At 69.7% G+C, this 13,445-nt stretch carries 15 protein-coding genes; 6 read left to right on the top strand and 9 right to left on the bottom strand.

Going from position 1 to position 13,445, the window contains the following annotated elements; all coding sequences use genetic code 11:
* Positions 1 to 9: 9 nt before the first annotated feature.
* The 3 genes from AB5J49_RS22370 to AB5J49_RS22360 form a co-directional block, all read right to left on the bottom strand.
* Positions 10 to 318 carry a hypothetical protein gene (locus AB5J49_RS22370; protein WP_003991275.1) on the bottom strand — a complete coding sequence of 103 codons (309 nt, stop codon included), beginning with the start codon at positions 316 to 318 and terminating at the stop codon, positions 10 to 12.
* A 359-nt stretch (positions 319 to 677) separates the two neighbouring features.
* A complete protein-coding gene (locus tag AB5J49_RS22365; RefSeq protein WP_369170401.1) occupies positions 678 to 2,021 on the bottom strand; it encodes a peptidase S8 in 1,344 nt (447 codons plus the stop codon).
* A gap of 472 nt (positions 2,022 to 2,493) precedes the next feature.
* Positions 2,494 to 3,087 carry a TetR/AcrR family transcriptional regulator gene (locus tag AB5J49_RS22360; RefSeq protein ID WP_369170400.1) on the bottom strand — a complete coding sequence of 198 codons (594 nt, stop codon included), beginning with the start codon at positions 3,085 to 3,087 and terminating at the stop codon, positions 2,494 to 2,496.
* Positions 3,088 to 3,245: 158 nt separating this feature from the next.
* Between AB5J49_RS22360 and AB5J49_RS22355 the strand changes: the two genes are divergently transcribed.
* Complete coding sequence (locus tag AB5J49_RS22355; RefSeq protein ID WP_369175218.1) at positions 3,246 to 4,199, top strand: oxidoreductase; 954 nt, start codon at positions 3,246 to 3,248, stop codon at positions 4,197 to 4,199.
* A gap of 85 nt (positions 4,200 to 4,284) precedes the next feature.
* On the opposite strand, the gene AB5J49_RS22350 is transcribed toward AB5J49_RS22355, so the two are convergent.
* The 5 genes from AB5J49_RS22350 to AB5J49_RS22330 form a co-directional block, all read right to left on the bottom strand.
* The gene (locus AB5J49_RS22350) at positions 4,285 to 4,704 is read right to left on the bottom strand and encodes a hypothetical protein (protein ID WP_369170399.1); all 420 of its coding nucleotides are present in this window, start codon (positions 4,702 to 4,704) and stop codon (positions 4,285 to 4,287) included.
* 57 nt (positions 4,705 to 4,761) lie between these two features.
* Entirely contained in the window at positions 4,762 to 5,109 is a 348-nt protein-coding gene (locus tag AB5J49_RS22345) for a DUF1330 domain-containing protein (RefSeq protein ID WP_369170398.1), read from the bottom strand.
* A gap of 109 nt (positions 5,110 to 5,218) precedes the next feature.
* The gene (locus AB5J49_RS22340) at positions 5,219 to 5,446 is read right to left on the bottom strand and encodes a DUF397 domain-containing protein (RefSeq protein ID WP_369170397.1); all 228 of its coding nucleotides are present in this window, start codon (positions 5,444 to 5,446) and stop codon (positions 5,219 to 5,221) included.
* Complete coding sequence (locus AB5J49_RS22335; RefSeq protein WP_369170396.1) at positions 5,439 to 5,630, bottom strand: DUF397 domain-containing protein; 192 nt, start codon at positions 5,628 to 5,630, stop codon at positions 5,439 to 5,441. Before AB5J49_RS22335 ends, AB5J49_RS22340 begins: the two co-directional genes overlap by 8 nt.
* 9 nt (positions 5,631 to 5,639) lie before the next feature.
* Entirely contained in the window at positions 5,640 to 6,485 is an 846-nt protein-coding gene (locus AB5J49_RS22330) for a helix-turn-helix domain-containing protein (protein WP_369170395.1), read from the bottom strand.
* Positions 6,486 to 6,672: 187 nt separating this feature from the next.
* Here AB5J49_RS22330 and AB5J49_RS22325 point away from each other — a divergent pair, with 187 nt between their 5' ends.
* From AB5J49_RS22325 to AB5J49_RS22305, 5 genes are all read left to right on the top strand, one after another.
* Positions 6,673 to 7,155 carry an ATP-binding protein gene (locus AB5J49_RS22325; RefSeq protein ID WP_369170394.1) on the top strand — a complete coding sequence of 161 codons (483 nt, stop codon included), beginning with the start codon at positions 6,673 to 6,675 and terminating at the stop codon, positions 7,153 to 7,155.
* A 36-nt stretch (positions 7,156 to 7,191) separates the two neighbouring features.
* Complete coding sequence (locus AB5J49_RS22320; protein ID WP_369170393.1) at positions 7,192 to 7,983, top strand: serine protease; 792 nt, start codon at positions 7,192 to 7,194, stop codon at positions 7,981 to 7,983.
* 22 nt (positions 7,984 to 8,005) lie between these two features.
* The gene (locus tag AB5J49_RS22315) at positions 8,006 to 9,772 is read left to right on the top strand and encodes a serine/threonine-protein kinase (protein WP_369170392.1); all 1,767 of its coding nucleotides are present in this window, start codon (positions 8,006 to 8,008) and stop codon (positions 9,770 to 9,772) included.
* A 36-nt stretch (positions 9,773 to 9,808) separates the two neighbouring features.
* The gene (locus AB5J49_RS22310) at positions 9,809 to 10,816 is read left to right on the top strand and encodes an NlpC/P60 family protein (RefSeq protein WP_369170391.1); all 1,008 of its coding nucleotides are present in this window, start codon (positions 9,809 to 9,811) and stop codon (positions 10,814 to 10,816) included.
* Between the two features lie 197 nt (positions 10,817 to 11,013).
* Complete coding sequence (locus AB5J49_RS22305) at positions 11,014 to 11,724, top strand: phosphatase PAP2 family protein (protein WP_369170390.1); 711 nt, start codon at positions 11,014 to 11,016, stop codon at positions 11,722 to 11,724.
* Between the two features lie 88 nt (positions 11,725 to 11,812).
* Here the strand turns inward: AB5J49_RS22305 and AB5J49_RS22300 are convergent, their stop codons facing one another.
* Positions 11,813 to 13,405, bottom strand: coding sequence for an FAD-binding oxidoreductase (locus AB5J49_RS22300; protein WP_369170389.1), 1,593 nt, complete (start codon positions 13,403 to 13,405; stop codon positions 11,813 to 11,815).
* Positions 13,406 to 13,445: the final 40 nt, after the last annotated feature.

Below are 13,445 nucleotides of genomic sequence, written 5' to 3'. Positions count from 1 at the left end.
CGCGGCCGCCTAGACGGCCATGCCGTACACGATGGTGAACAGTGTGCCCAGTGAGCCGATGATGAAGACGCCCGTCAGGCCGGCGATGATCAGGCCCTTGCCCTGCTCGGCGCTGAACGTGTCGCGCAGCGCCGTGGCGCCGATGCGCTGTTTGGCCGCCCCCCAGATGGCGATGCCGAGGCAGAGCAGGATGGCCACCGCCATCACGACCTCGATCATCACCTTCGCCTCGTTACCCAGGCTGCCGAAGGGGCCCCAGTCCGGAGCGATCCCGCCGATGATGGTGTTGATGTCGCCCTTGTCGGCCGCAAACAGCATGTAAGTCACCGCCCCTGTTGGGTAGTTCCGCAGTCCCCTGCGGTGCGCAGAGGTCAGGCCTCATTCTCGCCGACAATGGCGCTGCCGGATGTCGACTTGGCGTCATTGATGGGCGGGATTCGTACGAATACCTCGTATGGTCACTCTGTGTATCACGGCAGGTCACCCCGGGCAATGAGGCCTGAGCGGAACCTGTCGTGTGGTTCCGTCGTTACCTCTCTTCACGCCGGGGGCCGTTTCTGACGGCCGGTCGGGTGAGTGGTCGTGCCCGTGTTCTGCGGGTGAAGGCTATCCCGGCATGGCCAACGGGCCACGGCGGGGTGCCGTGGCCCGTTGCTGTCAGAGGTGGTGACGGAGGGTCAGCCGGTGAAGGCGCCCAGGCCCTGCGGGGTGCCCCAGCCGGTGGGGCCGTCGTAGCCGGAACCGGCGGTGCAGAAGTACGACGTCGAGCAGGTGCCGTTGTTGCCGGAGGTGACGTCGTTGAGGGCGGACGTGCCGGCGGCCGCGTACGGGTACTGGGCCGGGTAGGAGCCGCTGGACGGGGTGCCCGCGAGGGCGTAGACGCCCGCGATGAGCGGTGCCGAGGCGCTCGTGCCGCCGAAGGTGTACCAGCCGGCGGTGACGCCGTAGGAGTCGTAGACCGAGACGCCGGTCGCCGGGTCCGCGACGGCCGAGACGTCCGCGATCATGCGCTTGCCGCAGCCGCTGTCGGTCTGCCAGCTGGGCTTCGCGTCGTACGAGGAGCAACCGGAGCCGGTGCCTGCGGTGCTGCTCGTCTTCCACACGCTCTCCGTCCAGCCACGGGACGTGGAGGAGGTGGACAGCTTCGTGCCGCCCACGGCGGTGACGTAGCGGGACGCGGCCGGGTACTCGGCGCCGTAGGCCGAGTCGCCGGCGCTGACGGTGATGGCGACGCCCGGGTGGTTGAAGTAGGTGGAGTCGTACGAGGCGTCGGAGGAGGACTCCGAGCCGCCGTAGCTGTTGGAGACGTACTTGGCGCCCAGCTTGACCGCCTCGTTCACTGCTGCGCCCAGGTTCTCCATGGACGCGGAGGATGCCTCGACCAGCAGGATGTTGCAGTTCGGGCAGGCGGCGCTCGCCATGTCGACGTCGAGGGAGATCTCCTGGGCCCAGCCGCTGTCGGCGGAGGGGAGGGAGGTCGTGGAGCCGGTCTGGCCGACCTTCTTGAAGCAGCCGTTGGCGGTCGTGCAGGCGGCAAGGCCGTAGTGCGAGCGGTACGTGGCGAGGTCGGCCTCGGCGTTCGGGTCGTCGTACGCGTCGACGATCGCGATGGTCTCGCCGTCGCCGTTGGAGGCGGCGGCGGACGTCAGGCCGTAGGCGTCCTGGAGGTCGGACGGCCCGTAGCCGGAGGGGGTGGTGGCGTCACCGGCCTTGGGAGTCTTGCCGCTCTTGGCCGCCCGCTGCTTCTCGAAGGCGGTGGTACCGCCGGTCACGCGGACCGAGTTGCAGGCCAGGTCGCCCTTGCGCTTGGGCGTGGCGCAGGGGGTGGCGGTCCAGGTGACCTTCGTGGTGGTGGGGGTGTTCTGCCGCGTGGCGGTCGCGGTGGTCGCGGCGGTCGCGGTGCCTACGCTTCCGAGTCCGGTGAGGACGAGTGCGGCGGTCGCGGCCGCGGTGGCGGCCGTTGAGGTGAGGCGGTGCCATCTGCCGCGGGTCGTGGGGGAGTTGGGGGTCGTCGTACGCAACGTACAGCCTCCTGTGCGTGGGTGAAGAGGCCTGCGGGTGGGGGGTCCACCGGTGCGGTTCCCGGCGGGGGCGGCGGCCCGCCGACGACTGTCGCTTGTTGAGTACGTGACAACAAGATGAGTTTCGGAATCCTGACTTCCCTATTGCTCAGGGGTGTTGGAGATTGCTGATCAATGGCGCACGGATGGGTGGGGGATGGCGCGGGGATGGGCGGGGGATGGCCTGGGCTTGACCTCGGTTCTCCGTGACGTTCGTGGTGATCAGGCGGGGCGACGACTGCTTGGCCAGGGTGTCCTGTTGAGCCGGGGTCGGCCTCGGTGGGGCGGATGGCGACCGAGCGCTCGTCCTCGGGGCGGCGCTCGCGGAACGGCGGCCGGGTCGTGGCGGGTCACGCCCCCGTGGCGGAGCCGCAGGTCGGCACAGCCCCGCGCCCCTGAGGGCGTTGCCGCTTACGTACGTTGAAGGTGATCGTCAGCGGGGCTTCAGGCCGTGCAGCAGGTGGTGGACCAGGCCTTCCACGCCGGCCAGGGCCGCTTCCGGGGTCAGCCAGCCGGCTGCGATGAAGCCGGCCACGCCGTGGAGGGCTGCGCCCGTGACGAGGTTGAGTTCCTCGGGGTCGCCCTCGACGATCTCGCCGCGTTTCTGGGCGTCCGCGAGGACCCGTTCGAGGCTGCCGACCGTCTGCTCGACGGCCGCCGCCATCTGCTCGGAGGCGGCCGGGTCGTGCTTGCGGGCGTACATGAGCTCCAGGAGCTCGGCGTGGTCGATGGCGAAGCCGAGGTAGGACCGGGCGAGGGCGGTGAGGCGCGGCTCCAGTGGGAGTGCGGGGTCGTCGGCGCCGTTCAGTGCCTGGGCGAGCCGCTCGTACCCGGCCAGGGCCAGGGCGTTGAGCAGGGTCTGCTTGTCCTTGAAGTGCCGGCCTGGTGCGGCATGGCTGACGCCGACCTCGCGGGCCAGTTCGCGCAGTGAGAGGGAGCCGACGCCCTTCTCGCGCAGGGTGCGTTCCGCTGCCGCGAGCAGGGCGGCGCGCAGGTCTCCGTGGTGGTAGGGGCGGCTCTCGGGCATGTGGACATCGTAGCTTGATGTTGGCGGTGACATCTTTGTTGACGACGTCAGCATTGTTGTCATTGACAGCATTGTTGTCGGCGCCTACATTCGGCTTCATGGCTGAGGAGCAGACGACGCAGACGGAGCGGATGAGGCAGATGAAGCAGAGGAAGCAGATGACCAAGGAGGCGTGGGACGCTGCCCGCCTCCCCGACCTCGCCGGCCGCACGGCCGTCGTCACCGGCGCCAACAGCGGTATCGGCCTCACCGCGGCCGACGCGCTGGCCCGCGCGGGCGCGCACGTCGTGTTCGCCGTACGGGACCTGGAGCGGGGCCGGGCAGCGGCGGCGACGGTGAACGGCAGCACGGAGGTGCGGCGCCTGGACCTGGCGGATCTGGCCTCCGTACGGGAGTTCGCGGACGGCTGGCAGGGGCGGCCGCTGGATCTGCTGATCAACAACGCGGGCGTGATGATGGTGCCGCAGCAGCGGACGGCGGACGGCTTCGAGATGCAGTTCGGCACGAACCATCTGGGGCACTTCGCGCTGACGAACCTGCTGCTGCCGTACGTCACGGACCGCGTGGTGACGGTGTCGTCCGGCGCCCACCGCTGGGGCGATGCGCGGATCCGCTTCGAGGACCTCGACTTCTCGTCCGACTACAACCCGCAGCGCGTGTACGCCCAGTCGAAGCTGGCGAACCTGCTCTTCACGCTGGAACTCCAGCGGCGGCTGACGGAGTCGGGCTCCCCGGTTCGTGCCCTGGCGGCCCATCCCGGCTACGCCGCCACCAACCTCCAGAGCCACGCGGCGAACCCGGTGATGCGCGGGTTCATGAAGATCGGCAACAGGTTCTTCGCGCAGGACGACAGGGCGGGGGCGCTGCCCACGCTGTACGCGGCGACCCAGGATCTGCCCGGCGCGAGCTACGTCGGCCCGGACGGGCTCGGTGAGATGCGGGGTGCGCCGACGCTGGTGGGGCGGAGTGCGGCGGCGAGTGACGCGGGGGTGGCGCGGCGCTTGTGGACGGTGTCGGAGGAGCTGACGCGGGTGAGCTGGCCGGCGGAGCAGGTGGGTCCGACGGAGCAGGTGGGCCCGGCGGGTCAGGGCCGGGTGGCGGCCGAGAGGTAGGTCGCTGCGCCGCCCGGCGCCACGGTTGCTTGGCCTGCTTCGGGCTGCCTCGCCTGCTTGGCTTACTTGGCCTGCTTCGCCCGGGTCACGACTCCGGCTGCGTCACGGTCAGTGCCCACCGGATGTCGTCAGCCGATGCGTCGACGTCCACCTGGAAGGAACCGGCGCGCACCACGCCGGGGTCCATGGTCACCGAGCCCACCCCGGCCTTCCCGGCCGGACAGTCGACGGAGAACGCGGCGACCTCGGAGTCCTGCGACCGCATGGTCACCCGCACCTCGCCGCCCCCCTCGCACGCCACGGTGAGCACGGTCGGCAGGCTCTCCCAAACGCCCGCCGACACGACACCGCCGTCCCCCGTCCACTCCTCCACCCACACCAGGCCCTCCGGCCCGGGATGAGGCAGCAGGACATCGCCCGACGCGGCGGCGGGCGCCGCGCCGAGGCCGGCCAGCCCGCAGGCCGCCAGTGCCGTCATGGTCAGGGCTCGACTGGTCCGTCTCATGGTTGTTTGTTCCCCCTGTTGGTCGGTTGGATCTGCCGGTCCGTGGATCCCTGAGTGTTACTCGGCGGTCAGCGTCTCCCGCATGGCCTTCGCCGTCGTGGCCGGGTCGTAGTCCTCTGCGACGCCTTCGACCAGGATGATGTCGCCCTCGATGTGCCGGGCGCGCAGGGGTGCGATCTCCTGGTAGGTGGGCGAGTTCCACCACGCCCGCGCCTCGGCGATCCCGGGGAAACCGATCACCACGACGCCCCCGGGCCAACTGCCCTCCTTCGTCTCGTGCGGCGTGGCGTGCACGAGGAAGCGGCCGCCGTACGGCTCGAAGGTGGCGGTGATGCGCTCGATGTACTCGGCGATCTCCGGGTGCGGGGTGGCGTCCCGGAGGTGGGCTATCGCGTAGGCGGGCATGGCGTCCTTCCGGTCGGTCGGGCTCCGTGTTCTCGCGTTGTGCTCACGATCGTGGCACGCGGGCCCGCCGGCATCGATTACCCGCCGGGTAACGAGGCCGACGGCATCGTCACTCCACGAAGTGGTCGAACTCGCCTGCCTGTACGCCGAGTACGAAGGCGTCCCACTTGCGGCGGTTGGTGGTGACCACGTTGTCCGGGGCGGTGGTCTCGCGGATGTAGACGGGGGCGTCGCCGTCGTCCCCTTCGCCGAAGGCGATCTCGATCCAGGGGCCCGGGCCGGTCGCCTCCGGCGGGGCGGCACGTTCCCAGGTGAGGTTCGGGGGGATGTCAGGCACGGGGGGTTTCTTTCTTGAGGGTGGTCAGGAGGGCGTGGAAGGTGGCCGGGGTGGCCGTGAGTATCGCGCCGGTGGGGTCGCTGCTTTCGGTTAGGTGGATCGTTTCGGTGGGGGTGGCGGCGACGTGGACGCAGGACTCGCCTTCGCCGCAGTACGAGGACTTCTGCCAGGGGGTACTGGTCATGTCTGCCTCTCAGAGGGACCGGATGATGTGGTGGATCAGGGCGCGTGATTCCAGCTCGATCAGGCTGAGGGCCGTCAGGCGATCCAGGACCATCCGGTACTTGTCGAGTTGAGCCTCGGCGTCCAGCAGGACGATGCCGTGCGACTGGTCGAGTTGGACGGTGTCCAGCTGCGGTACGGCTCCGTGGACGTAGTAGATGGGCTGGCCGGCTCCGGGGTAACCACCGGCGTCGAACGGGATGACGTGGATCGAGATGTTGGGGTGCTCGCTCATCTTGAGCAGGTGCTTCAGCTGCTGTCCGGCGACGTCCCGCCCGCCGAACCTCATGTGCAGGGCAGCCTCGTGGATGATCGCCCGATACGGGACGGGGACCTTCCGGAAGAGCACCGCCTGGCGCTTGAGCCGGAAGGAGGCGCGGTGCTCCACCTCGGGGGGTGAGAGCTCGGGCACGACCTGACGGAACACCTCACGAGCGTGGTCCAGGGTCTGGAGAAGGCCCGGGATGCCCGACGTGTGGGCGGTGCGCAGAGCGGTGCCGTGATATTCGAGTTCGGCCAGGTCCAGCAGCCCCGTGGGCAGGATCTCGCGGTACTCCTCCCACCAACCGCGCTTGCGGTCGGGCGTCATGGCGGCGAGCGCCTCGATGAGGTCCTTGTCCGGGCAGTCGTAGTGGCAGGCGATGGTGCGCAGCCGGTCAGGGCTCACGCCGTGGCGGCCTGCCTCGATGTTGCTGACCTGGTTCTGCTTGATTCCGAGAAGCTGCGCGGCCTGTGTCGAGGTCAGACCCGCGCGCTCGCGCAGCTTGCGCAGCTCGGCCCCCAGCCGGAGTTGACGGCCGGTGGGCGTGCTTCTCATGGCCAACGTTCGACTCCTTTGTCACCCACACGCATGAACATAGAAGCCGTTCAGGCATCAGGGTCTAACAACTTACAACTTGCCGCTAAATTCCTGTGCAGGCGCCCTCGCCCAGAAGTGCACCGCCCGACGGGGCGGCACCGCCACTGGGTCACCACCCAACTCCCCACCGTGATCGGAGACTTCCATGGCCACCGTATCCCCGTCCTGGTCCTACACCCTTCAACTCCCACACGATCCACGCGCACCGGGGATCGCCCGCGCAACCCTGCGCACCGTCCTCGCCGCCCATGGCCTCACCGACGTCACCCCCACCGCCGAACTGCTGGCCGCCGAACTCCTCGCCAACGCGCACCGCCACACCGCCGGCCCCTACGCCCTCCGTGTCCGTCCGATGGAATCGGTCGCCTGCGGGTCGCCGTATGGGACACCGACCCGAGGGTTCCGCCCGGGTTTCGAAGTCGAGGGTGCGTCCGAGGGGGTGCCGCCGTACGACGCGGAGCACGGTCGTGGTCTGCATCTCGTGCGGGCCTGCGCGGACGCGACCGGCGTCTCGGTGTTGCGGGAGCCGGGGGCCTCGGGAGCGGGAAGTTGCTGTGGGCGGAGTGTCGGCGGGGTGGCCCACTGTGATGAATTTCCCGGGTACGGCACTCGGCCGGACGAACTCTGACGCTTCTCTCACCTTCGTGGGTCACAGTGGCCCGCGATGAAGCGCATCGCCCGGACCTCCCCCAACGCCCGGCCCTCCCGTCTCCCCCTGTACGCCGCCAGCCTCCTGCTCGCCCTCACCTCGGCCTCCGCCGCGGCCGCCGACGCAGGTACCGGTCCCTTCGGGGTGACCGCGTTCGCCGTGGCGACGGCTCGGAGCGCGCGGGTCGGTGCGCTGTTCCCGGCCGACCGCCGTGCCCACCTGGGCGGCGGCCACTTCTGCACCGCGTCCGTCGTGCACAGCCCGCACCGGAACCTCGTCGTCACCGCCGCCCACTGCCTGAAGGACAGGACGGAGGCGCTCGTGTTCGTGCCCGGGTACCGGGACGGCGAGGCGCCGTACGGGGTGTGGAAGGTCGGGAGGTGGTTCATGCCGGAGAGGTGGGTGAAGGGTCGGGACGAGGACAGTGACGTGGCGTTCGGGGTCGTGGAGGAGCGCGGTGGCGGGGAAGGCGTCGAGGAGGTGGTCGGTGGCAATCGGTTCGCCACGGGTACGGCCACCGGGGCTACGGCGGTGACGGTCACCGGGTACCTCAACTCCCGGGAAGCGCCGATCAGCTGCACCGACAAGCCGGGCCTTCAGTCCCGTACGCAGCAGCGCGTTGCCTGTCCCGGCTTCGGCGGGGGGACCAGCGGAAGCCCTTGGGTGAACGGGGACGGGGCCGTTGTCGGGGTGCTGGGCGGGCACGACGGGGGTGGGGCGACGGCGGACGTGTCGTTCAGTGTGGTGTTCGGGGCGGAGGCGGCCAAGCTGTACCGGGAGGCGGAAAGGGGTTCCCCGTCGAACTGATCTCTGTGGCAAGGTCAGTTCGGTGGACGCACTGAAGGATCGGGATCCCGCGCACATAGGCGCGTACACGCTGCTCGCTCGGCTTGGAGCGGGCGGTATGGGGCAGGTCTATCTGGCTCGGTCGCCGGGTGGGCGGCTGGTGGCGATCAAGGTGATCCGGGACGAGATCACCGACCATCCGGAGGCGCTGGCGCGGTTCCGGCGGGAGGTCGAGACCGTGCGGGCTGTACGGAGCGCGTATACGGCGAACCTGATCGATGCGTCGCTGGATACCGCGCCGTACTGGCTGGCGACCGAGTATGTGGCGGGGCCGACGCTCGGGAAGGCTGTGGGGGAGCGGGGGGTGTTGCCGGCCGACAGCGCGCGGCGGCTGTTCGCGGCTCTGGCCGAGGCCTTGGCCAGTGTGCACGGGTACGGCGTGACGCACCGGGACCTCAAGCCGCAGAACGTGATCCTCTCGCCACAGGGGCCGCTGCTCATCGATTTCGGGATCGCCCGTGGCGCGGCGGACACGGCCCTGACGCAGACGGGGCTCACTCCGGGGACGCCCGGGTACACCGCGCCCGAGGTGCTGATCAGCAATCAGGTGGGGGCGGCCGCGGATGTGTTCGCGCTCGGGGCGACGCTCGCGTACGCGGCGACGGGCCGTCCGCCGTTCGGTTCCGGGCCCACCCATGCGGTGTCGTACCGGGTGGTGCACGAGGACATCGACCTCGCAGGCGTAGAGCCGGAACTGGCCGGGCTCATATCGGAGTGCGTGGCCAAGGACCCCGCCGGGCGGCCGGGGTTGGACGCGGTCATCGCGCGCTGTGCGGTGTCCTCCGCGCTTGCCGAGGATCCGTTCTACGGGCGGCTCAGCGGCGATGCCGAGGCGGTACCGCAGGACCTCCAGGCGGCGGTGGCGGCCGGGCTGGTGCCACGGGGGCACGGGGCGCCGACGCCGCCGGTGTATCCGCCGACGGCCGGGCCCGGTTATGTGCCGACGGCCGTTCCGGCCTACGTCCCGATGCTCGCGGCCTCGGCGCCGACGGCCGCACCGGAGCGGCCCCGGTCCCGGCGTACCCCCTGGATCGTGGCCCTGGCCGTCGCCGTGGTGGTCGGGACGGGGACCGCCGTGGCGGTGCGGACGCTGCAGGACGGCCAGGACGGCCAGGACGGGCAGGGCGGCTCGGAGGCGCGGGGCGGTGGTGAGTCGGCTTCGCCGTCCGCGAGTGGCACGGCCGCTTCGCGGAAGGTCCCGGAGTACATCGTGAACAACAAGGTCTCCGTCGACAACTGGACCCTCTCCGACGATCCCTACGATGCGGCGGCGGGGCGCGGGGAGTGCAAGCAGGTCGGTGCGGTCAGTGCGCCGATGGAGCTTCAGTACAGCGCCACCGATGCCGAAGATCCCGACGGTGGGAACGTCCGACAGCGGGCGAAGATCTCCTTCCGGTTCAAGTACGCGGAAATGCAGACCGAGAAGCCCGCCCCCTACTACGTGTCGGTCGGTGTGAAACCGCCGCACGACATCGATCCGGACACGGGCATGCCGTACCAGTTCCCGAGCAAGGGGATCGGCTACACCAGCAAACCGCAGGACATCTTCAGGCATTGGAAGGACGGCAGGGACGTCGAACTGGTCTATCCCGACGACTTCCAGGAGCACACGGCCTCGGGCAAGACGTATGAGGCGATTCCCGTCGCCAACGACCCGGGTGACTGGACGGTCGTCTTCTACCACGTCTTGGGCAGTCCGACGAACTACGAGAGCATCGGTTGCCACGGGTTCCGCGTGGGAAGCTCCTAAACTGGCGCGGGCGGACTCCCGGCGGGCGAGGGGCGGTTGACGGTGCGTAAGGCATGGATCGTGGCGGGTGCCGCTGTCGCGGCGGGGCTCAGCTTCGTGATGCTGCTCGTCGTCGGGGTGTACATCGTCGCCGGAAACCTCGCCAACGGGGTGGGCGGCGGGGCCAAGACCCTTGCCAAGGGGGCTGTGCCGGCCGCGTATCAGGCGCTCGTGCAGAAGTGGGGCAACATGTGCTCCGCGATCAACCCGGCCTTGCTCGCCGCCCAGCTGTACCAGGAGAGCGGGTTCAACCCGAAGGCCCAGAGCCCGGCGGCCGCGCAGGGTATCGCGCAGTTCATCCCGGGCACCTGGGCCACGCACGGCGTGGACGGCGACGGCGACGGCGACCGTGACGTATGGGATCCGAACGATGCGATTCCGTCGGCCGCGTCGTACGACTGCAAGCTCGCCTCGTATGTGAAGGACGTTCCCGGCGACCCGACGCGGAACATGCTCGCGTCCTACAACGCGGGGGCGTACGCGGTCATCAAGTACGGGGGCGTGCCGCCGTACAAGGAGACCCAGAACTACGTGAAGACGATCACGACTCTGGAGAAGAGCTTCGCCGCCCCCGTCACCCGTGTCGACCCCAGCAAGCAGGCCGCCAGTGCCATCTACTACGCGCAGAAGAAGCTCGGCACGCTCTACCTCTGGGGCGGTGACGGTACTGCTGAGGACGGTGGGCGGTTCGACTGTTCGGGGTTGACGAAGGCCGCGTACGAGAGTGTGGGGATCGAGTTGCCGCGGGTCGCCAATGATCAGTACAACGCGGGGCCGCATCCTGACCGGGACGAGTTGTTGCCCGGGGATCTGGTGTTCTTCTCGGACGACCTCACCAACTCCCGGGCCATCCGGCATGTCGGGATTTATGTCGGTGGCGGGTACATGATTGACGCGCCGAGAACGGGTGCTGTGATCCGGTTCGACCCGATCGACACCCCCGACTACTTCGGGGCTACGCGGGTTACCGAAGATGGCGCGAAAGCGCTGCCCACGGCCGTGTAGACGGAGCGTGAACCCACCCCCTGAGCTGCAGCGATGGGTATCTCTTCGATAACGTCTGCGTGATCATTCAGTGGAGTGTGGAACGTATCAACAGGAGCCGTGCGTTCCTGGTGTAGTAGCCGGATCACAACCCACGGGGGTGGGCGGAGCGGCGTACGCAAGATGCGCCGGAGAGACGACGAAGGGGCCGCGGCATCATGGCTGGACTCGCAGAATCCGGGTCGAACCCCGACGTCGATCTGCTCTACGACATCAATGGCCTGGCCAAGGACGCGCCGCGCTGGTTCGACCGGGTCATGGAGTACGTCGGTGAGTACGGGCTGGTGCTCGCCATGGTCCTGCTCGTGGTGTGGTGCTGGTGGTCCGTGCGCCGGCGGGGCGCGGAGGACGCCGCCTCCTCGGTGGCCGCGCTCGTGTGGGCGCCGCTCGCCGCAGCGATCGCGGTGCTCGTGAATGTGCCCATACGGGGGTTCGTCGAGCGGCCTCGGCCGTTCAACGATCACCAGGGGCTCGAAGTCCTGGTGTCCGGCAAGACCGACTACTCGTTCGTGAGTGATCACGCGACGATCGCCATGGCCCTGGGGGTCGGGCTGTTCGTCGCGAACCGGAAGTTCGGGCTGGTCGGGATCGGGCTCGCTCTGCTCGAAGGGTTCTGCCGGGTCTACATGGGTGTGCACTATCCGACCGATGTCGTCGGTGGGTTCGCGCTCGGTACGGCTGTCGCGCTGTTGCTGTCGCCGCTGGCCATGGCTCTGCTGACGCCCGTGATGGCCGCGATCGAGCGGTCGCCGAGGGGTGGGTGGCTGATCAGGTCGCGGGGGCTGTCCCGGGCGGGTGGGCAGGACGCGTTGATTCCGGGGGCTCGGAAGGAGTCGGCGGGGGCTGAGGAGCGGGACCTCGCGGCTTAGGGCGGAGGCCTGGGGCTTTCCCGTTCCCCGCAGGCCCGAGGCTTTCCCGTTCCCTGCAGGCCTGAGGCTTTTTGGTTCCCTGTGACGGCTACAGCGCCTGCGGGTACGTGAAGAAGCCCTGCGGGTCGTACTGCCTCTTCAACTTCGCGAGGCGCGTCGCCGCGTCCCCGTAGTACGCCTTGCGCCAGTCCCCCAGGGTCGGGTCGGTGTAGTTCTGGTACGCGGCGCCCGAGGCGTACGGCCGCATCGCGTCGTGGGCCGATTTCAGCCAGGCCTGGGCCGTGGAGCCCGTCGTGCCGGCGCGCCAGGCGGCGATGTACTGGGCCAGGATGCGGGAGCGGCGGTGCACGAAGGCGGTCGCGGTGGGGGAGACCCGGTTGACGGCTCCGCCGAGGGCCGTGAGCGCGATGCTGCCGGAGCCGCCGCGGACCGACTGCATCTGCTTCAGCAGGGTCTGGATGCCCGCGGAGGAGAGGGAGTGGTCGAAGAAGTCCGACTTCGCCGTATACGTTTCGCGGTGCAGGGCGCCCTGGGGGGAGCGGCCGGGGGTGGAGCCGGGGAGGTGGCACTGCGCGTCGGTGGAGAACGACGAGCAGCCGGCGTAGAGCTCCATCGACTCCTTGTACGAACGACGCTTGAGGACGACGTTGCTCGCGGGGCCGGGGCCGCCGGGGCGGTCGGCCAGGCGGTCCACCGCGTTCTGGAGTTCGCCGTAGGTGCCCAGGCAGAACGCGGCGACGGAGATGGTGGGGGTGCCGCCCGCGTGGTTCGAGATGCTCAGGGCCGACCAGATCTCGTCGGGCTGGGTCGGGCCCCACTCCTGCCAGGCCTTGATCAGCGCGGCCGCCTTCGACCAGGGCCAGGTCATGTACGCCGTGACGGCCTGGGGGGCGGGGTGGGTCTTGAACTGCAGTTCCGTCACGACGCCGAAGTTGCCGTTGCCGGCGCCGCGCAGGGCCCAGAAGAGGTCCTTGTGGGTGGTGGCGTTGGCGGTGAGCTGCTTGCCGTCGGCGGTTATCAGGGTGGCCTGGGTGAGGCTGTCGCAGGTCAGGCCGTAGGCGCGGGAGGTGACGCCGTGGCCGCCGCCGAGGGTGAGGCCGGAGACGCCGACGGTGGGGCAGGAGCCGGCGGGGATGGTGACGCCCTTTGCGGCGAGGGCTCGGTAGACGTCGATGAGCTTGGAGCCGGCGCCGACGACCGCGGTGTTGCCCGAGGCGCGGATGCGGTTGAGCTTGGAGACGTCGATGATCAGGCGGTTGTTGCCGGAGGACCAGCCGGCGTAGGAGTGGCCGCCGTTGCGGATGGCGACGTGGAGGTTGTGGGCTCGGGCGTAGGCGAGGGTGGTGCGGATGTCGTCGGGGTGGGCGACGTAGGCGACCGCGGCGGGTTTCAGAGAGTCGAAGCGGGTGTTGTAGAGCTGGTGGGCCGACTTCCAGTCGGCGTCGCCCGGGCGGATGAGGCGGCCGTCGAGGTCTCGGGCCAGGGCGGTCCAGTTGGCGGGGGTGGCGGCGGAGGCGGTGGTGGAGCGGGTGGCGGTGGTTTGGGTGCGGGTGCCCGTGTCTGCGCCTGTGTCTGCGCCCGTGCCGGAGCCTGCGCCTGTGTCTGAGTTGCCGTTGCAGGCGGTCGCTGCCAGGGCGGTGAGGGCTGCTGCGCCGCCGCCGATGAAGGTACGCCGTTCCATGTCGCCTCCTGGGGGTTACGTGGAACGAGACGGGGTGGCG

This window comes from Streptomyces sp. R28 (genome assembly GCF_041052385.1).
Lineage (GTDB): Bacteria > Actinomycetota > Actinomycetes > Streptomycetales > Streptomycetaceae > Streptomyces.
The sequence above is the reverse complement of the archived record's forward strand: the minus strand, read 5'-3'. Positions and strand labels throughout refer to the sequence as shown.

Coding starts and splice junctions, on each gene's coding strand:
- AB5J49_RS22370 (WP_003991275.1), bottom strand. CDS start 318: ATGCTGTTTGCGGCCGACAAGGGCGACATCAACACCATCATCGGCGGG.
- AB5J49_RS22360 (WP_369170400.1), bottom strand. CDS start 3,087: ATGCCCGAGAGCCGCCCCTACCACCACGGAGACCTGCGCGCCGCCCTG.
- AB5J49_RS22355 (WP_369175218.1), top strand. CDS start 3,246: ATGACCAAGGAGGCGTGGGACGCTGCCCGCCTCCCCGACCTCGCCGGC.
- AB5J49_RS22350 (WP_369170399.1), bottom strand. CDS start 4,704: ATGAGACGGACCAGTCGAGCCCTGACCATGACGGCACTGGCGGCCTGC.
- AB5J49_RS22345 (WP_369170398.1), bottom strand. CDS start 5,109: ATGCCCGCCTACGCGATAGCCCACCTCCGGGACGCCACCCCGCACCCG.
- AB5J49_RS22335 (WP_369170396.1), bottom strand. CDS start 5,630: ATGACCAGTACCCCCTGGCAGAAGTCCTCGTACTGCGGCGAAGGCGAG.
- AB5J49_RS22330 (WP_369170395.1), bottom strand. CDS start 6,485: ATGAGAAGCACGCCCACCGGCCGTCAACTCCGGCTGGGGGCCGAGCTG.
- AB5J49_RS22325 (WP_369170394.1), top strand. CDS start 6,673: ATGGCCACCGTATCCCCGTCCTGGTCCTACACCCTTCAACTCCCACAC.
- AB5J49_RS22320 (WP_369170393.1), top strand. CDS start 7,192: ATGAAGCGCATCGCCCGGACCTCCCCCAACGCCCGGCCCTCCCGTCTC.
- AB5J49_RS22305 (WP_369170390.1), top strand. CDS start 11,014: ATGGCTGGACTCGCAGAATCCGGGTCGAACCCCGACGTCGATCTGCTC.
- AB5J49_RS22300 (WP_369170389.1), bottom strand. CDS start 13,405: ATGGAACGGCGTACCTTCATCGGCGGCGGCGCAGCAGCCCTCACCGCC.